The following is an 18,444-nucleotide window of genomic DNA, read 5'->3' on the forward strand; positions in this document are numbered from 1 at the left end:
AGATTAATTGCAACCACAGCCACCACCAGTTTTACCTCCATTACCACCAGATGCACCTTCGCGGTAAAGCATAAAATTCATTTCTGATTTTTGGATTTTCCTGGCCGATAGCCCCATTTCAGAATCATTTAAATACATCTTATTGTATTCTTTAACTGAAGTACATGAGGTAAAAGTTAGGCCAATAATTCCCGTAAAAAAAGTAAAGAGCAATAATTTGCTAATTTTATTCATCTGGCTAATTTAATGTTATTTGAGGTGTGAATCTGGTTAGAATCATCAATTATAATACAGGCTATTTTTTGCATCTGGTTAATCATTCCTAATCCAACTTTTGCGCCCATAATCATAACAGGCGTAGCCATTGCATCTGCAAATTCTGCATTCGGACAAATGATTGTTACACTTTTAATTCCTGACACCGGAAAACCTGTTTTCGGATCAATAGTATGAGAATATTTTTTACCCCTGATGACTGCAAATTTTTCATAATTACCTGAAGTGGCAACTGCGGCATCTGTGATATTTAAAGTTGAAAAGGGCTGATTTCGGCTTTCCGGATCAGCAATTCCTATCGTCCAGGGCTGGCCACTGGATTGAAATCCCCATGCCGTTAAATCTCCGGCAGCGTTAACAATGCCGCTCTTAATTCCCTGATGCTTTAATAGTAGTTTTGCTCTTTCGGCTGCATACCCTTTACCAATTCCCCCAAATCCAATCCGCATTCCTTTTTCTTTCAGAAAAACGGTTTTATTTTGATCATTGAGAATTATATTTCTGTAATTAACCAACCGAACTGTTTCTTTTGCAAGCTCCGCATCGGGTAATTCTGTCATATTTAGATCGAAATTCCAGAAACGTTTATCAATTGACCCGTAGGTAATATCAAATGCGCCCTGGGTAAGTTCAGAAATACGCCGGCATCGGCAAATCAGATCGTAAATTTCACTGCAAACTTTAACCGGAGAAATGCCTGCATATTTATTAATCAGGTTTGTTTCGCTATCTTCTCTAAAAGTGGTTAATAAAGATTCAATCCTCTGAATTTCAACAACAACAGATTGAATGCAATCATCGGCATATATATTATTATCGGAAAGCACACTGATTTCAAAGCGATTTCCCATCAGCTTTAAAACCTTTTTAAAGAGTATCAATTCATCAGACAATGCAGAAGGAATTTGAATTAATGCTTTTTTATCTGGGCAACAAATTCTGATGGATTGGCTTTGGGAAGTCCTTCCCATTTTTTTATAACTTTTCCATTTTCGTCAAGCAAAAGTGTGAGCGGGAAAATACCTTCTTTATTATACTTATCGGCCAATGCCGAATTTAAAGCCAGTTGTTTCTTATCAGGCTGGTTTTTTTTCATCCTTGGGAAATCAACGTTTACCAAAACCAGGTTTTCTTTTGAGTAATCCAAAAATTCCTGACTGTCAAATAATTGTTTGTGCATTTTTATACATGGTCCGCACCAGTCTGATCCTGAAAAGTTTAATACAATAAGTTTGTGATCAGCTTTGGCTTTTAATTTGGCTTCATCCAGGTTGTTAAACCAGGGAGAGATATTTAAGGTAAAATAACTCATCATCAGCACTAAGAAGATTTTCATAATATGATTTATCAGCTAATTTCTCATTAATAGTTATACAAACTAACAAGAGTCATAAATGTAATTGTTGTTTATGAAGAAATGATGAATATTAAGAATTGTTATTTTAAAGATTCACCTGAAATTGGATACCTTCTTCGGATTAAAGAACGAGTATATGAAAAGAAAATTTTTAGCAGCTAATTAATTCTGACTGTAAGTGAGAAGAGTACTACAAGAGTGATGTGTATATTCCTTTAAAACTTAAATATATTTTAATTTGCAAAATGAGGATACAAACAATATATCTGTTCTAGATAATTTTATTAATCAATTATTGCCATGGGCGAAAAACTGGGTTGATTTACCAGCGAGTAAACCGTTTTTAATTTCAGAGCCTGGAAAATATAAGCACAAAATTCATATTCTTCCAGATCTTCGCATAACTTCAGCATTCCGGTTAAGGTGTTTGAAGACATCTTTGAAAAATAAGAAATAGATTGTTCATCGGTATAAACCCGAGGACCGTAACTGCTCATCATTATATATTCTGTTAACAGATGTGATAATTCTTCCTGACTCATTGCTGTAAATTTTATTTCTGTTACGAATCCCGAAGAATTAGGTTCAGGTTTTTTTATTTTTTTTGCCTGATTTGAAGCTGAATAGCATTATTGAGAATAGTAATTATTCTTTTGAAGTTATTTTCATCATTAATTTTTAAATCCCTTTTTTATAAACGGCGTTCCCTGAAACTAAAAGCATTGTATCTTCGCTTTTTAATTGATTTATGAATACATACGATGCGGTAATTATTGGGGGAGGAGCATGTGGATTAATGTGTGCGGTGCAGGCCGGATTTTTAGGAAAAAGAACACTTATCCTCGAAAAAAATGAAAAGGTGGGTGCCAAAATTTTAATTTCAGGAGGAGGAAGATGTAACTACACAAATTTGTATTCTACCGGCTCAAATTTTATATCAGAAAATGAGCATTTTAGTAAATCAGCTTTTTCGCAATGGACGGTAGAAGATACCATCAGTTTTTTTGAAACCTACGGAATCAAAGGAAAGGAAAAAACCCTTGGCCAATTATTTCCGGAAAGTAATAATGCCAAAGATATTGTGAAAGTTTTTACTGATTTGTGTTCGGAGTTAGATCAGGAAATAATCTGTTCTGCAGAAGTAAATACCGTTGAACAAAAAGCTGATGGTACTTTTCAGGTTAGTTTTCAATATCACGGAAAGGCAAAAGAAATCACAACTCCAAAGCTGGTTATTGCTTCCGGCGGATTACCAATTCAAAAAATGGGCGCTACCGATTTCGGTTTAAAAGTAGCCAGACAATTTGGTTTGCGAATAACCGAAACAGCTCCGGCATTAGTCCCTTTAACCATTACGGGCAAAGACGCCGAGTGGTATGCTCAGTTAGCAGGAAACAGTATTTTCTGCCGGGTTTCTAATGATGAGATCAATTTTGAAGAAAATATACTTTTTACTCATTGGGGATTAAGCGGTCCGGCTATTCTCCAGATTTCATCGTACTGGAAACCGGGTGAAAGTATTGTTATCAATTTGCTACCTCACGATGATATTACCGGTTTAATAGAATTAGAAAGAAAAAGGAATGGCCGCAAAACTCTTTTAAATTTTTTAGCTGATTTATACACAAGAAAATTTGCCGAAGCACTGCAAAAATTTCTTCCGGTTGAAAAGAATCTGGCTTCGTTAACACGAGATGATTTAAATGAAATTGACCACTTAATTCATCATTTTAGCGTTAAACCTGCGGGCGACAAAGGATATGATAAAGCTGAGGTGATGCGTGGAGGAATTTCTACTGATGAACTGTCGTCAAAAACGTTGCAATCCAAAAAGATTAATGGCTTATTTTTTGGAGGTGAGTGTGTGGATGTTACAGGCTGGCTTGGAGGTTATAATTTTCAATGGGCCTGGGCAAGCGGTTTTGTAATTGCAAAACAATTATAAATCCTAAATTAGATTACACATAAAAAATTTAATATGATAAAAAATTTACTTTCTCTTGGTATTGTTGCATGCATTATTCTCAGCAGTTGCAGCATAATGAATCAGCAGGCAGACCGACAGAATCTGGGAGAATCTACCTGGAAATTAATAGCCATCAAACAAAACAGGGAAAATTTGGGTGACAAGGCAATTTTAAAATTTGATGTAAAGAAAAATGAGGTTAGTGGCGTTGCGGCTTGTAATTCATTTACAGGTGAAATTGAAACTATCAGAAACCTGATTACATTTGCTGATATTGCATCCACAAAAATGTATTGCGAGGGCAAAATGGATGAAGAAATTCAAATTCTTTCCAATCTGGAGAAAGTTAGCCGTTTTGAGGTAAAGTCTGATATTCTATATCTTTACAGTAAAGATGAATTGTTGCTGACTTATAAAAGATAGAATTTTGCTTGTGTCAAAATTTGCTCTTGGAATTAAAAGGAAAACATATTTTTATAAGCTGTAGATTTTTGCTGTAACTTTAGGAAAGCTGTGACTATCGTCGCATCTTTATACTTTATCTGCATATGAGTAATTAATATTTTTATGGAAATAAATTACACGTTGCTCGGTATAATATTGATACTATCAATTCTACTGATCATATTCCTGATATGGAAAAACAGAAAAGATCAGAAAGAATATGAACAGCAAAAGTTCCGCTCAGAAATTGAACCGCCAAAACACCGGGATCCTGAAACCAAAATCTGATTGGTAAATGAGGCATGTGTTTCTATGAGCTAAATTTTTGAATAAATTTTTCTTCTCAAGTTATTATGGTAAGGATTACTATCTGTGTTTAATATCCGGAGACACTTTCTGTAAATAATTATTTTGAAATAGGGAATACCTTTTCATAATATTATAATGACATATCACGAACTTGTAGTACCTACAAAGCAATTTAAATCACCTAAGAAATGGCCATTACTTATTTAAATTGCATTTTGAAAAGTGGGTTATCCTTAAGGATAATCCCTGATAGTGATATTCATTTGGATGGTCATCCGGTTTTAACCTGGACATACAGTATTTACCGAAATAAAGCGAATAATAGTTCGGATAATGAATATGAAATAGGGAATGATCAGGAAAAAAAATCTCTTAATGAAGATCAATCCGGGTTGAAAAAAGATGATAGTTACTTAGGTTACATTACGGTTGAGCAACCTCAAGTTAAAATTGTATACATGCCTGAAGGGGAAGAAGCATTGTCGGCACGGGAAGTAGAGGAAGTTATTGAAAGAATTATAAATTACCGGAATAACCCGCAGCTTTGGAAATATTAATTGGCATTCTGTAATTATTTCCGATTTTTACCCCTTAATATGTATTTCCTATTAACATGTTTAACAATTCAACGTACCAGGCAGCCCGTATAGTTGCTCCAGTTGTCGAAGCTCACTTTGCAGCTCATCAATCTGCCGCAAAATCAAGGGGTGAAGATGAATTTCTAACCTCACCAAACGTGAGGCTAATTGAAAGTCTTATCGATACCGCTTTTTGGGCTAGTTTGCGCAGAGAAGAGGGAAATTCTCCTAAAATATCACTTGCATTTCTGCCTCCCGATAAAGCCGGGAATCCTCTAATTTTTGAACAAACCATTCCTTTTAATTCAGGCAATCTGACCAAACTTGCACCGGGTGTTGAACGTCCCGGCATTCATTTAGGAGTCTGGCATCAAAATGAAGAACTATATATCTGGGGAACCACTTATAATATTCCAAATTACTGCTTTGTGCTTGATGTTTCTGAACCCGGCTTACTGGTAATTAAGCATCGCCGCATTTTTGGGTTTGGTAAATTTGTAAATATTGCTGTTTTAAAAGGAGATCAGATAAAGGTTGTTGATGAAGATAGCGCCTATTTACCTGACTGTCCGGCTCTTTTGACCTCATTATTAGGTTTCCATTCTTCGGGCGGAGAATCTGTAAATGTGCTTATACAGCTTGCTGTTTCTATGCGGGCTCATAAACAGGGAGGGTCATTGCTGGTGGTTCCTTCAAGGAGTGATGCCTGGCGGGATTCGATATTGCATCCGGTAAAATATTCTATTTCTCCGGGTTTTTCAGCTCTTGAGGAATTAATGCAACAAGCGGATATGGAAAGAACTAAAAGTTCATGGCAAAATGGATTAAGTCGTGAAATTAGCAGTATTGCCGGACTAACAGCAATAGACGGTGCTACGATTATTTCCGACAGGCATGCATTACTTGCTTTTGGTGCCAAAATCATTCGCCCGCTTGAAAATGCCATGGTTGAAAAAATACTAATTACAGAACCTGTAGTGGGAGTAGGGGCAGTTATTGCCGATCCCGCCAACAGCGGCGGAACTCGACATTTGTCTGCAGCTCAATTTGTTTTTGATCAGCGTGATGCCCTGGCACTGGTTGCATCTCAGGACGGACATTTTACTATTTTTACCTGGTCGCCATGCGAAAATATGGTTCACGCCCACAGAATTGATTCTCTGCTGGTTTAATCAGAGTCGAATCATTTATAAATTAGCTTTTTGACTGTACATTTTTTCATAATATTCGATTGCCATTCTGCCTGATTCAAATGCCGGAATTATATCCTGAGCGGCTTTTTTAACTGCTTGCAGCCATTTTTGCGGCTCATTATAATACATAGGCAATACTTTAGTCTCTAAAGTATCCATTAGGGAATTAGCTTCCATTTTATCTTTTTCTTCAACTGAAAGGCTGTCGGGAGCAGGCTGTATTAGAAAACAATTTTCCCCGTCTACCGCAAATTCAGGAATCCAACCATCAGGTAACGAAAGATTCAGGCTACCATTCATCGCAGCAGACATTCCGCTGGTTCCCGATGCTTCCCGATACATACGGGGTGTGTTTAACCAAACATCAGAGCCTTTTTTAAGCAGGGATGATAATTCTAATTCGTAACCGGTAAGTACGGCACAATTGGGTATAAACTTAACCTGGCTGATAATATGATTAAACAATCCGATAGCGCCATGATCCCCGGGATATGGCTTGCCCGCCCAAATAATTTGTACTGGATATTTTGCGTTGGACGTTAATTTTACAAACCGATCCCAGTCATAAAAGAGCATATCGGCTCTTTTATATCCTGCAAAACGACGTGCCCAAATGATGGTTAGGATATTGGGGTCGAATATTTTGCCGCACTGATTAGCAACTTCCTTAAAAAGCCGGCTTTTCATTTCCTTTTTTCTGGTGGTGATGGCATCATTATCATCCGCGGTAAACGCTATTTCAAGAGCATGATCCTTCCAGTAGTTTTTGTTTTGCGCATTTGTAATTGATGTAATCTCACAGATATCCGTGTTCCCGTTCCACATTTGATTGGCAACCTCTCCGTGTAATTTAGAAACGCCGTTTGCTTTACGTGCAAACTTCAACGCTGCAAGGGTATAATTAAACGTATGACCATGCAGGCCCAAAAGATGTTTCACTTCATGTTCCTGCAGATGATAGAAGAAGGACATTTTTTTAAGTAAATAAAAACTATGCTCTTCGTTACCAGCTTCTTCGGGAGTATGGGTTGTAAATACAACTCTCTTTTTAACTTCATCGAGGTTTTTATATTTAGAATAGAGGTAAAAATTAAGAGAAACAGAATGCCCCTCATTCATATGGTAAATATCTGTTTGATAACCTATAACATCCAGGAGCATGGCACCTCCGGTTCCTAAAAGGATAGATTGTGCGATCCGGGTGGCCTCATTCGCGTCATATAAATGATTACTGATGCTTCTTGAAACTTCATCATTTTCTGGAATATCGGTGCTGAGGAGGAAAAGTGGGGCACTTTTAAATGTCTCAGGCTTAAGAAGCCAGACTTTTACATGTACCGGTGCATCATGTATGATAATGCTAAAAGTAATTCCCGTATCTTCTAAAAAGGAATAATTTTTCTCTACAAACACTGCCTTCATGCTTGCGTCGGTATCACGCAGTTGTTCGTAGTAGCCATATTTCCAAAGTATGCCGATACCGACAAGGTTTTGTTTTAATTCATAAGCACTTCGTAGATGTGAGCCTGCCAGATATCCTAATCCACCGCTGTAAATTTTTAATGCCTGATCAATAGCGAACTCCATAGAGAAATAAGCTACTGATATATCGTAATTTTTATCAGGAATGTAACCGAAAATATCTTGTTTACTCAACATATACCAAAACTTAAGATTATGTATTTTTTCTTAAGTTAAGATATTAGTGGCGTAGAAACCACTCATAATTGAAAATGAAATTTTTTGATCCGGATGGATTACTATCCGATCATAATACCCGGTTTATTAAGGATTGGAATACGAATCATATTGGAATCGACAATACTTTCAGGAAGGAAAATAAATTTTTTATCGTAAATCTGACCATTAATATAATAGCTTAACCAATATTCATTAGTTAAGCCAAAAACCTGTTCATCAATTATTTCAATTAGTGCGAAACTTTTAGCGCTAACATCACCAATAGAATGGCGAAGAATGGAAGTTTTAACACTTTTTCCTTCTTTTTGACCATACCCCTTAGAACTTACAAGCACGGTTTCAATAGTCTCTTCTTTTAAATTGATTAAATAAACGTTCCAGTTTTTTGCTTCGGGCGTGGCGCTTTCTAAAACTATTGCCACTGAAATATTTTCTACAATATTTTCAGGAAGATCTTTTTTCATAGAGTAAATTGTAGGTGATAACAACTGCAAAAATAACGATTCGAAAAAAGCAATTACAGAATTTTGGTCCTATTTTTTCTTCGCTGGAGCTTTCTTCGCAGGAGCTTTTTTAACTGCTTTTTTTACAACTTTTTTGGCTTTAGCTGTAAATGCATCAGGCAACTGATCTGTAATTAATTTCTTTACCGTATCTAAAGGTAAATTTGCTAATTCTTCAGGTGTATATTTATCCTTGGTAGCCGGATTTTTAGAAAATTTAAGCATCAATTTTCCAAAACGAATAAACGGTCCCCATCTGCCGTTTTCTATTGCAATTTTTTCTTCAGGCCATTGCTGAATAAATCGGTTGGCTTCTTTTTCAATTTTTAAACCAATTAATTCATCAATCTCTGCTTTCCCAAGCGTTTCGAAATTATATCTTACCGGAACGTTTATATATAGATTATTCCATTTAATAAACGGTCCGAAACGTCCTTTACCTTTTGTTACAGGCAAGTCCTGATAATGCGCTACCGGCGCATCGGCGATATTTTTCTCATTAATAATTTCAATCGCCCGCTCTAAATTTATAGAAAGTGGATCTTCGCCTTTAGGCAGAGAAATAAAACTTTCTCCCCATTTGATATAAGGCCCGAAACGTCCAACGCCCACACTTACTTCTTTGCCTTCAAAATCCTCTAACTGAAAAGGAAGTTTAAAAAGATCAAAAGCCTCATCCAGGGTAATGGTTTCAATACTTTGACCGGAACGAAGGCTGGCGTAACGTGGTTTTTCAGCTTCATCATTTTCTGCCGTTTCGCCAATTTGTACGAAAGGGCCGTAGCGACCAATTCTGACAGATATTTTTTTACCTGTTTCCGGATCAAAGCCTAAATCGCGTCCGCCATTTGCTCTTTCTGCATTAAGTGTGGTGCTTTCTACTTCAGCATGAAATGGACTGTAAAATGCTTTCAGCATTTCGGTCCAGTTTTTTAATCCCTGAGCGATTTCGTCAAACTCTTTTTCAACAGTCGCTGTAAAGTTGAAATCAACAATTCCTTTGAAATGTTCAACCAGAAAATCATTAACTACAGCCCCAATATCGGTCGGGAATAATTTATTCTTTTCTGCTCCTGTAATTTCTGTTTTCTCCTGCGAGATAATTTGTCCGTTGTTAAGCGATAAAACTTTAAATGAACGGGATTTTCCTTCACGTTCTTCTTTTACAACATACCCGCGATTCTGAATTGTTGAAATAGTTGGAGCATAAGTAGAAGGTCTTCCTATACCCAGTTCCTCGAGCTTTTTAACCAGGCTTGCCTCTGTATAACGTGATGGAGGACGAGAGAAGCGTTCGGTTGCGTTCATCTCGCGAAGGTTTAAAACTTGTCCCTGGCGCAGCGGAGGTAAAATAGAATTGTCTGAATCTTCATCCAGTTTTACATCCGTTTCATCTTCATCTGTTGATTCCATATATACTTTCAGGAATCCATCGAATTTCATTACCTCACCATTTGCTACAAATTCTTCTTTGCGTGTAGAAATTGAAATTTTAGCCGTGGTTTTTTCAAACTGAGCTTCGCTCATTTGAGAAGCAATAGCTCTTTTCCAGATCAGTTCATATAAGCGCTGCTCAGAAGGATCGCCACCGGTTGTATGCTGGTCAAAATAGGTAGGGCGAATGGCCTCGTGAGCTTCCTGCGCACCTGCAGATTTGGTTTTATACTTTCTTAGCTGATGATATTTTTCCCCGTAAGCTGAATTGATTTCTGCTGCTGCAGCAGTTAATGCTGTATCTGACAAATTTACAGAATCTGTACGCATGTAGGTGATCTTACCATGTTCGTACAATTTTTGTGCAACTGACATGGTTCTCGCTACCGAGAAACCTAGTTTTCTGCTGGCTTCCTGCTGTAAGGTAGAGGTGGTGAACGGAGCCGCCGGGTTACGTTTTGTTGGGCGGGTGTCCAGACTTTTAATTGTAAAAACAGCGTCAGGACAAGCTTTAAGGAAATCTTCTGCTTGAAGGGCTGTTTCAAATCTTTCGGGCAATTCTGCCCTGAATAATTCTTTTTGTTTATCGGTAGAAAAAATGGCAACAATTCTGAAAGCCGCTACCGATTTGAATTTATTTATTTCTCTTTCGCGATCTACAATCAGGCGTACAGCCACCGACTGCACCCGACCGGCAGACAGGGAAGGTTTAACTTTTTTCCATAAAACCGGCGAAAGTTCAAATCCAACCAGCCTGTCTAAAACACGGCGTGCCTGCTGAGCATTCACTAAATTATAATCAATTTTTCTGGGCGAGTCAATTGCTTTGAGAATTGCAGGTTTGGTAATTTCATGAAAAACGATACGCTTGGTCTTATCTTCTTTGAGTCCAAGAGTTTCGAATAAATGCCAGGAAATGGCTTCTCCCTCACGGTCCTCGTCTGATGCAAGCCAGACCATTTCGGCTTCTTTAGCAAGCTTTTTTAACTCGTTAACAATGGCTTTTTTATCAGCCGGTACTTCGTATCGCTGGGCAAAATTATTGTTTACATCAATTGCATCATCGGTTTTCGCCAAATCACGGATATGTCCATAACTGGACTTAACCAGGAAGTCTTTACCAAGGTAACCTTCAATTGTTTTGGCCTTGGCCGGTGACTCGACAATGAGTAGATTTTTCGCCATTCAATACTTTGCTTATTTGCAAATAAAGGTAATATATAAGGGAAACCCAAATATAGCATCGGAAATGCCTAAACATTCAGACTTCAAAATCAGGTTTTTTAAACCGCCATCCTGAAAATTAAATCCTGATTTTTGATAAGCAACAAGTTAAGCCGGAGGCTGAATTATTTAGAAAAATCAGATTCCTCTGCAGGGAATTTAATGGATAAATGATTGATCTTTTTAGTGTCATTTAATTTTAAGTTTTTAAAAGACTGAAGCAATCCAAATTATTTATCGTAATATTGCGTTAGATATGGGAGCAACAAAATCACTGGAATTTAGTATGGATGAAAATAGGCTGGCAAAATATGCCAAAGCCCTGGCTCATCCGGCACGAATTGCCATTTTGAAATTATTGGCCAGTAAGCAAACCTGTATTTGCGGCGACCTGGTTGAAGAATTACCCCTGTCACAAAGCACGGTTTCTCAGCATCTCAAAGAATTGAAAGAGGCCGGACTTATAAAGAGTACAATTGACGGCGTAAAAGTCTGTTATTGTATTGATGAGCAAGAATGGAAATTAGCTCAGATTTGGATAAATCAATTATTCGATAGTAAGAATAATTGCAACGAATGCTGTTGATTTTTTTTGACTTAATTCATCGATATATTACGATTGTATTTGAATTATAATGTATTGTTAACACTAAAAAACGATAAAAATGAAACTATCAGATTTTAAAAAACATTTAAGCGTTGCCAACGCAGTAAATTTTGAACTTCCAAACGGTGAATTAATTCCTCTTCATTTTCATATTACAGAAGTAGGTTTGCTCACCAAGCATTTTATTGATTGTGGCGGAGATATTCATGCTGACAAATTGGTAAGCATGCAAATTTGGGTGGCTGATGATCTTGATCACCGGTTGAAACCAATCAGTTTGTTAAAAATTATCGATCTCTCTAAGCCGGTGCTGGGCGATGAAGATCTGGAAATTGAAGTGGAGTATCAAAACGAAACCATTGGCAAATATAGCCTTGGTATTTCAGGCGATCATTTTTCACTTATTGCGAAACAAACAGATTGCCTGGCTAAAGTGAAATGCAATATTCCTCAGCCCAAGCAAATCATAAAATTGAATCAACTGGTTAATTCTGAAAACAGCTGTACTCCGGGTGGCGGATGTTGCTAAGTTTGAAATACGCTTTTTCCAATAAAATCTTATAAAATATATGTCTGCCACTAACTGTGCTCCGGCACTCGAACGGAAGAAGTTAAGTTTTCTGGACCGCTACCTTACTTTATGGATCTTTCTTGCTATGGCTCTTGGAGTAGCTATCGGGTATATTATACCTTCGTCCTCCGGTTTTATTAACTCCTTTTCAAGCGGTACCACTAATATTCCTTTAGCAATTGGCCTTATATTAATGATGTATCCTCCTCTAGCTAAAGTGAATTATGAAAAAATGGGAGAAGTATTTAAAGATACCAAAGTGCTGACTGCTTCGCTGGTGCTTAACTGGATTATTGGGCCCGTTTTAATGTTTGTGCTGGCAATCAGTTTTCTTCGTGATTATCCGGAGTATATGATCGGTGTAATTTTAATCGGTCTTGCCCGGTGCATCGCAATGGTGGTTGTGTGGAATGAACTTGCAGAAGGTAACCGGGAATATGCTGCCGGCCTTATTGCACTGAACAGCATTTTCCAGGTTTTACTTTATAGTGTGTATGCGTATATTTTCATTACTGTACTACCTCCATTATTTGGATTGCAAGGTTTGGATATTGATATTACTATCAGCCAGATTGCTGAAAGCGTAGGAATTTATTTAGGAATTCCCTTTACTTTGGGTGTCATCAGCAGATATTCACTTTTGAAATTAAAAGGCGAAGAATGGTTTAAAAATAAATTTATCCCGTTTATTTCCCCGGTTACACTTATTGCACTGCTTTTTACAATTGTGATCATGTTTAGTTTAAAAGGGGAGCTGATCATTCAGATTCCGATGGACGTAGTACGAATCGCTGTTCCATTGCTTATTTATTTTACGCTCATGTTCCTGCTAAGTTTTTTTATTGGAAAATATTTCGGTGCCGATTATTCAAAAAGCACGTCAATAGCATTTACTGCGACAGGCAATAATTTTGAATTAGCCATTGCAGTAGCTATCGGAGTTTTCGGAATTAATTCAGGTCAGGCTTTTGCCGGTGTCATTGGACCTTTGGTTGAAGTACCTGCATTAATTGCTCTCGTAAATGTTGCTTTCTGGATCAGAAATAAATATTACAAAAAAGAGATACTAAAACCTGCAGTTTAATCTCAATCATTTTTAAAATCAACACTGAGCAAAATTATATGAAAATTGCCCTGTTCTCCGATATTCATGCTAATCTGCCAGCCCTGGAAGCTTTTTTTAAGGATGTAGATTCAAAAAATCCAGATTTTATTTACTGCCTGGGCGACCTTGTTGGTTATAATATCTGGCCCAATGAAGTTATAAATGAGATCCGGAAACGGAAAATTCCAACAATTGCCGGTAATTATGATTTTGGCATCGGAAGAAACAGCGATGAATGCGGCTGCGCTTATAAAACTGATGACGAAAAGAACATGGGGAAAATTTCAATTTCATTTACAAACTCTTTGCTTAATGAAGATGAGCGGTCGTATTTAAGAAGCCTGCCGGCACATATTAAACTGGAGTTTCAGTTGAATGAAGATAAACTCAAATTGTTGCTGGTGCATGGAAGCCCCCGAAAAATTAATGAATATCTCTTTGAAGATCGGGATGAAAAGAGTTTAAAACGCATTATGGTGCAGGCAGATGCGGATATTATGTGTTTTGGACATACACACAAACCGTATCACCGGGTCTTAAATCCAAATTTTGAGAATCAAAACAACTTTCGCCATGCCATTAATATCGGATCAGTTGGTAAGCCAAAAGACGGAGATCCGAGAGGAAATTATGTGATGTTAACAATCGATGAGCAAAGTTCAGCTTTGGTGAGGGATAGTATATCAGTAGAGTTCATACGTTTTGAATACGATGTGGAGAAGGCTGCTAAAGCAATTGAAAACAGTCCCTTGCCAGATAAATACGCTGCCATGCTGAGAAATGGAGGCTGATAACTAATTAAATAATATTAACCGGATCTTTAAAAGGATAATTCTTTTTATCATAAAAGGTGATTCACGTCATTTTTATATGGTTTGATATTTAGCTTCTTTGTCATAAATAGTTTTTGCTTTTATGATCAGTTTTCAGGTAGAAGATCTCAATAATCAAATCGACAATATTGAATTTCCTGAGGAAGTCAGTTTAAGTTTGATGGAAGTTTTAAGGGCATGGAATTATCCTATTCCAGCAATTTGCGGAGGTAAAGGCTTGTGCGCTACCTGTCATGTAATAGTTAAAAATGGATTACACCAGTTACAGGAACCCACCGAAAGAGAACTGGATTTATTAGATATTCTACCCGATGCAACTTATAGAAGCCGTTTAGCTTGCCAGATACGAATAAGCAATCTTATTGAAGGATGTTTATTCCACCTGCAGGCAAATAAAAAATCCTACAGTCCATGTTAGTCAGTCTCGGTTAAATCTTTAAGGTTTCTTGCTTTTTACAAGTACAATAATTCCTCCGGCCAGCAAGATTATCCCTAAATAAGGAGGCCAGTTGACACGTTCCTGTCTATCTGCTGTGATTTGAATAGGGCCTGCATCAATTATTTTTTCTTTTTTAGTATAATTAAAGCCAGTCCATACAAGCATTGAAATTCCAAGAATTATCAATACAATTCCAATTGTTCTGTTCATAATAGTTAGTTTAAAAAATAAATACTAAAACTTCAATTAAATAGAATGATTTATGCGTATAGGGCATATTAGTTAATTTTTAACAAATCGGTGCCGAAGGATCTGATATTACCGGTGATGTTATCAATGGGATATTTAGGTTGAGTCCTCTGGTTATCAGAAAAAATCCTGCTATCATAAAAAGTGCAGGAATCAGTAATCGCGGAGCTCTGAATTTCTTTAAAAAAAATGGTAGTACAGAGGCAATTATTAATAAAGGAGTGGTTCCTAATCCAAAGAAAAACATAAACCTGCTACCATCAAAGGGAGTTTCGGAATTCAGAGATCCGGCAATGGCCATGTAGACCATTCCGCAGGGAATCAAACCGTGTAAAGCTCCTGCAAATAGTCCGCCATATGATTTTGATAACCAGTAACCCATTTTGGATGCGATTGGTGCTACCATCCTGGTCTGGATTCGCGTAAACATATTATCTTTTTTGCCTGAGAAATGATACACGGCTATCAAAACCAATATAATACCTGTTATTAAACTTAAAAATTGTTGTAAGCCCAGAATATTAAAACCGCTGCCAATGTATCCGGCAATAAAACCAAGGAAAGAATAGGTTAAAATTCGCCCAAACTGATAAAGAATTTTTTGAGCAGTACTGAACCAAAAAGATCTTCCGCTGAAAGGAAGAGCCATTACTAAAGGTCCGCACATTACCACGCAATGCAGGCTGCCAAACAATCCGGTAAAAAAAGCTAGGGCTTCATTACTCATTTTAGCAAAATTTTATCCTCGTAAAGATAGTTTTTCCCGTTTACACTATATTCAATACGGATTAGCCAGGGCCCCGTTTGCAATTCTTCTTTCGGTATTTTAATCTGATGATCCGAATCTGTTATCCCGGTATAATCCTTATCCATCAGCTGGTCTGATAAGCGTTTTAAAGATAATTTATAATTTACCGAAACCGGAAAGCTTATTAGAAGACCATTTTCTGTATCGAAAGCAGGTAAAAGCTTTTCATCCAATGCTTTTTGTTTCGCATCATAATCCTGGTTAAATGCCTGACCTTTTTCATAATAATTGTCTTCAATAAGTGAATCAGTTTTGCTGCTTCTGAACATGAGCACTCCAAGTGTCGTGATAAAAAGCATAAATGCAGACAGGCCTATAATAATTTTGGTTCCCCAGTTCATCGTTTTACAAGTTAGGAGGCGCTATGAAAGTTGTTTTGGCAGTGCTGATTACCTTGCCTTTAGATAAAATATTCAGAGTGATGCCCGATTTATATTTATTAACACGCTTTTGCGGAAGAATGATAAAAAAAGTAAGCTTAACTGTGCCTCCCTTTTCTACTTTTTCAGCTTTGTTTATATACTGAATAGTGGCCTGCGGATCGGAAACCCTGATCTCAAACTGCATGTCTTCAGGAGTTTTATTAATCAGTTCGGCATTATAGAGGTTGCTGACTGTACCGTTTTCTCTAAGCTGATAAAGTGTTCCGGAAGCACGAAGAATTGTTGCACTGATATCAGACCTCTGGATTAATAAGGTGCTGAGTGTGCTAATCAGGATAACTAATATAATACTGTATGCATAAATCCGCTTGCTGAATTTAAATGGTTTTCCTTCAGCAATATGTTCTTCAGATTTAAAGCCGATTAAACGGGTAGGCCGATGGGTTTTTTCCATAACCATATCGCATGCATCAATGCAAAGCGTGCAATTGATACATTCAAGCTGTGTTCCCTTCCGGATATCAATCCCGGTAGGACAAACCTGTACGCAAAGGCCGCAATCAACACAATCTCCTTTTGGGGATTCATCTGATTTGCTGATATGCCCTCTTGGTTCACCTCTTAAATAATCGTAAGCTACAACAAGTGTTTTTCTATCTAGTAAAACACCTTGCAGCCGTCCGTAAGGACAGATAACGGTACAAACCAATTCCCTTACTTTTGCGAAAACGAGGTAAAATACAGCGGTGAAAATGCAGATTGCCAGAAAACCATAAATATGCTGATTTACAGGATCTTTTATTATTTGAAGTAAAGCATCAGACCCGATGGTGTAAGCCAGAAAGATGTTTGCTATAAAAAACGAAATCACAATAAAAATGAAGTGTTTCAATCCCTTTTTGAATATTTTGTCAGGATTTAGGGGAGAAGCATCCAGCTTTTTTTGCTGTTGGGCATCTCCTTCAATCCAGTATTCAATTTTGCGGAAAACCATTTCCATGAAAATGGTTTGGGGACAAGCCCAGCCACACCAAAGTCGGCCGAATATGGCAGTAAATAATATAATGAAAACAATAAAAGTTAGAATCGCTAAGGCAAAGAGGTAAAAATCCTGAGGCATAAATACGACTCCGAAAAGCACAAATTTTCTTTCCAGGATATTTAAAAGGATTAGCTGCTCGCCGTTTATCTTTAAAAAAGGGCCCGTAAAAAGTAATGCAAGAAGAAAATAACTTACTATGTTACGATACTGGTAAAGCTTTCCTTTGATGAGTTTCGGGTAAATCCAAACCCTTCCGTTTCTGCTTGTATCCGTGATTTTTTTCTTATTAACTTCTGACATCGTATTTCCTTTCTTCCTGTTCTTTAATGTTTAATGTCAGTGGCTGCAGATCTACTGATTTAGTTATTCCATTTTATCCTTCCTTATCGCCCTGGGGGGCTTTTCCACTTGGCGGATTGCTTCCCTTAATCGAAAGAATGTAGTTGCTTACTTCCGAAATTTGTTTCGCAGTAAGGATTTTTTCCCAGGAGATCATGCCTTTTTCGGGTACACCATATTTAATTGTTTTAAACACGCTGTTTACTTTTCCGCCATGAAGCCAGAATTGATCTGTTAAATTAGGTCCAACTGTTCCCTGACCCTTATCTCCATGACAGGCCACGCAATTGGCTGTGTAAACGGCCTGCCCGGCAGCAATTATTTTAGGATCTTTATTTTCTTTAACTGAATTTTCGTCAATGTTATTAGCAGATTTAGAAAGGAATGCAGTTTGCTCAATTTTCGCCTGTTTCATTTCAATAGCATACTCTTCATCCTGTAAAGGACCCCAGTTAAATACATGAAAATACAAGAGGTATACAAAAGCCCAGCCGATACTGCCATAAAAAAGCCACATAAACCATGCAGGTATAGGATTGTCAAGCTCGGTAATGCCGTCGAATTCGTGTTCCATCATTAAATCTTTCTCTTCCTCTATAGGTTTGAGACCCAATATTTTGATCCAAATACTTGGTCTTGATTTTTTGATGGCTTCGTATTCTTCATAAGTTAATAAAGGAACAGAAACAGGTGCTGCAAACGGAACCGGATTGCTCAGTTCGTTAACAATTACTTTATAAGCTTTCAGGATAGCAAATGAGGCCAGCAATACCAATAGGGAAGTGATGATCAGAACCGCTATCAATAGATGCTGATGTGTATTTCCTGGACTAACAGCTTGAGTAATTTCTGCAGGTTGTTCCTGTGCGAAAGCCCCGCCTGCCGGCAGAAGCACTGATAAAATGTATAACAGCCTTTTCATATGTTTTCTTCGTTTTCCTTTAAGGGAAGTTCACTCATGTATTTGATATGATTTTTATTCATCCTAATAAGCATTACAGCCACCAGAATAAAGAATATCAGAAACAGCCAAAGGGATGAAATCAGATATATACGGCTGTCGGTAAAATCTTGAATAAATTG

General features: G+C 37.3%; 21 protein-coding genes. 9 read left to right on the plus strand and 12 right to left on the minus strand.

From position 1 onward, the window contains the following. Positions 1-3 precede the first annotated feature (3 nt). From G521_RS0108390 to G521_RS0108405, 4 genes are all read right to left on the minus strand, one after another. Complete coding sequence (locus G521_RS0108390) at positions 4-234, minus strand: DUF4266 domain-containing protein (protein ID WP_036678765.1); 231 nt, start codon at positions 232-234, stop codon at positions 4-6. Beyond that, complete coding sequence (locus G521_RS0108395) at positions 231-1,247, minus strand: FAD:protein FMN transferase (protein ID WP_081675040.1); 1,017 nt, start codon at positions 1,245-1,247, stop codon at positions 231-233. Before G521_RS0108395 ends, G521_RS0108390 begins: the two co-directional genes overlap by 4 nt. Beyond that, the gene (locus G521_RS0108400; RefSeq protein WP_026898144.1) at positions 1,187-1,612 is read right to left on the minus strand and encodes a thioredoxin family protein; all 426 of its coding nucleotides are present in this window, start codon (positions 1,610-1,612) and stop codon (positions 1,187-1,189) included. The genes G521_RS0108395 and G521_RS0108400 overlap by 61 nt, the downstream gene beginning before the upstream one ends. A gap of 305 nt (positions 1,613-1,917) precedes the next feature. Beyond that, positions 1,918-2,175: a hypothetical protein gene (locus G521_RS0108405; protein ID WP_026898145.1), complete on the minus strand. Its 258-nt coding sequence runs from the start codon at positions 2,173-2,175 to the stop codon at positions 1,918-1,920. Positions 2,176-2,381: 206 nt separating this feature from the next. Here G521_RS0108405 and G521_RS0108410 point away from each other — a divergent pair, with 206 nt between their 5' ends. The 4 genes from G521_RS0108410 to G521_RS0108430 all read left to right on the plus strand — a co-directional run bounded on the left by G521_RS0108410 (position 2,382) and on the right by G521_RS0108430 (position 6,102). Further along, positions 2,382-3,578: a BaiN/RdsA family NAD(P)/FAD-dependent oxidoreductase gene (locus tag G521_RS0108410; protein WP_026898146.1), complete on the plus strand. Its 1,197-nt coding sequence runs from the start codon at positions 2,382-2,384 to the stop codon at positions 3,576-3,578. Positions 3,579-3,611: 33 nt separating this feature from the next. Continuing rightward, complete coding sequence (locus G521_RS0108415) at positions 3,612-4,022, plus strand: META domain-containing protein (RefSeq protein WP_026898147.1); 411 nt, start codon at positions 3,612-3,614, stop codon at positions 4,020-4,022. 518 nt (positions 4,023-4,540) lie between these two features. Beyond that, complete coding sequence (locus tag G521_RS0108425) at positions 4,541-4,909, plus strand: hypothetical protein (RefSeq protein WP_026898148.1); 369 nt, start codon at positions 4,541-4,543, stop codon at positions 4,907-4,909. Positions 4,910-4,965: 56 nt separating this feature from the next. After that, complete coding sequence (locus G521_RS0108430; RefSeq protein WP_026898149.1) at positions 4,966-6,102, plus strand: putative sensor domain DACNV-containing protein; 1,137 nt, start codon at positions 4,966-4,968, stop codon at positions 6,100-6,102. Between the two features lie 15 nt (positions 6,103-6,117). On the opposite strand, the gene glgP is transcribed toward G521_RS0108430, so the two are convergent. From glgP to topA, 3 genes are all read right to left on the minus strand, one after another. After that, on the minus strand, positions 6,118-7,782 hold the full coding sequence (gene glgP, locus G521_RS0108435; protein ID WP_036678768.1) for an alpha-glucan family phosphorylase: 1,665 nt from the start codon (positions 7,780-7,782) through the stop codon (positions 6,118-6,120). 101 nt (positions 7,783-7,883) lie between these two features. After that, entirely contained in the window at positions 7,884-8,288 is a 405-nt protein-coding gene (locus G521_RS0108440; protein WP_026898151.1) for a hypothetical protein, read from the minus strand. A 69-nt stretch (positions 8,289-8,357) separates the two neighbouring features. After that, positions 8,358-10,946, minus strand: coding sequence for a type I DNA topoisomerase (gene topA, locus G521_RS0108445; RefSeq protein ID WP_026898152.1), 2,589 nt, complete (start codon positions 10,944-10,946; stop codon positions 8,358-8,360). Between the two features lie 295 nt (positions 10,947-11,241). Here topA and G521_RS0108450 point away from each other — a divergent pair, with 295 nt between their 5' ends. From G521_RS0108450 to G521_RS0108470, 5 genes are all read left to right on the plus strand, one after another. Next, entirely contained in the window at positions 11,242-11,571 is a 330-nt protein-coding gene (locus G521_RS0108450; RefSeq protein ID WP_026898153.1) for an ArsR/SmtB family transcription factor, read from the plus strand. A 79-nt stretch (positions 11,572-11,650) separates the two neighbouring features. After that, positions 11,651-12,121: a DUF6428 family protein gene (locus G521_RS0108455; RefSeq protein WP_026898154.1), complete on the plus strand. Its 471-nt coding sequence runs from the start codon at positions 11,651-11,653 to the stop codon at positions 12,119-12,121. A 40-nt stretch (positions 12,122-12,161) separates the two neighbouring features. Next, positions 12,162-13,247: an ACR3 family arsenite efflux transporter gene (arsB, locus tag G521_RS0108460; RefSeq protein ID WP_026898155.1), complete on the plus strand. Its 1,086-nt coding sequence runs from the start codon at positions 12,162-12,164 to the stop codon at positions 13,245-13,247. 38 nt (positions 13,248-13,285) lie between these two features. Then, the gene (locus tag G521_RS0108465) at positions 13,286-14,059 is read left to right on the plus strand and encodes a metallophosphoesterase family protein (protein ID WP_026898156.1); all 774 of its coding nucleotides are present in this window, start codon (positions 13,286-13,288) and stop codon (positions 14,057-14,059) included. Positions 14,060-14,183: 124 nt separating this feature from the next. Next, a complete protein-coding gene (locus G521_RS0108470) occupies positions 14,184-14,519 on the plus strand; it encodes a 2Fe-2S iron-sulfur cluster-binding protein (protein WP_026898157.1) in 336 nt (111 codons plus the stop codon). 18 nt (positions 14,520-14,537) lie between these two features. Here the strand turns inward: G521_RS0108470 and G521_RS0108475 are convergent, their stop codons facing one another. From G521_RS0108475 to G521_RS0108495, 5 genes are all read right to left on the minus strand, one after another. Continuing rightward, positions 14,538-14,750, minus strand: coding sequence for an LPXTG cell wall anchor domain-containing protein (locus G521_RS0108475; protein WP_026898158.1), 213 nt, complete (start codon positions 14,748-14,750; stop codon positions 14,538-14,540). Between the two features lie 79 nt (positions 14,751-14,829). Beyond that, positions 14,830-15,516: a sulfite exporter TauE/SafE family protein gene (locus G521_RS0108480; RefSeq protein ID WP_026898159.1), complete on the minus strand. Its 687-nt coding sequence runs from the start codon at positions 15,514-15,516 to the stop codon at positions 14,830-14,832. Further along, positions 15,513-15,938 carry a FixH family protein gene (locus G521_RS0108485; RefSeq protein ID WP_026898160.1) on the minus strand — a complete coding sequence of 142 codons (426 nt, stop codon included), beginning with the start codon at positions 15,936-15,938 and terminating at the stop codon, positions 15,513-15,515. The genes G521_RS0108480 and G521_RS0108485 overlap by 4 nt, the downstream gene beginning before the upstream one ends. Before the next feature lie 4 nt (positions 15,939-15,942). Next, entirely contained in the window at positions 15,943-17,322 is a 1,380-nt protein-coding gene (gene ccoG, locus G521_RS0108490) for a cytochrome c oxidase accessory protein CcoG (RefSeq protein ID WP_051189617.1), read from the minus strand. Positions 17,323-17,395: 73 nt separating this feature from the next. Further along, complete coding sequence (locus G521_RS0108495; protein WP_026898162.1) at positions 17,396-18,283, minus strand: cbb3-type cytochrome c oxidase N-terminal domain-containing protein; 888 nt, start codon at positions 18,281-18,283, stop codon at positions 17,396-17,398. Between the last annotated feature and the right edge of the window lie 161 nt (positions 18,284-18,444).

Source organism: Daejeonella oryzae DSM 19973, from assembly GCF_000422945.1.
Taxonomy (GTDB): domain Bacteria; phylum Bacteroidota; class Bacteroidia; order Sphingobacteriales; family Sphingobacteriaceae; genus Daejeonella; species Daejeonella oryzae.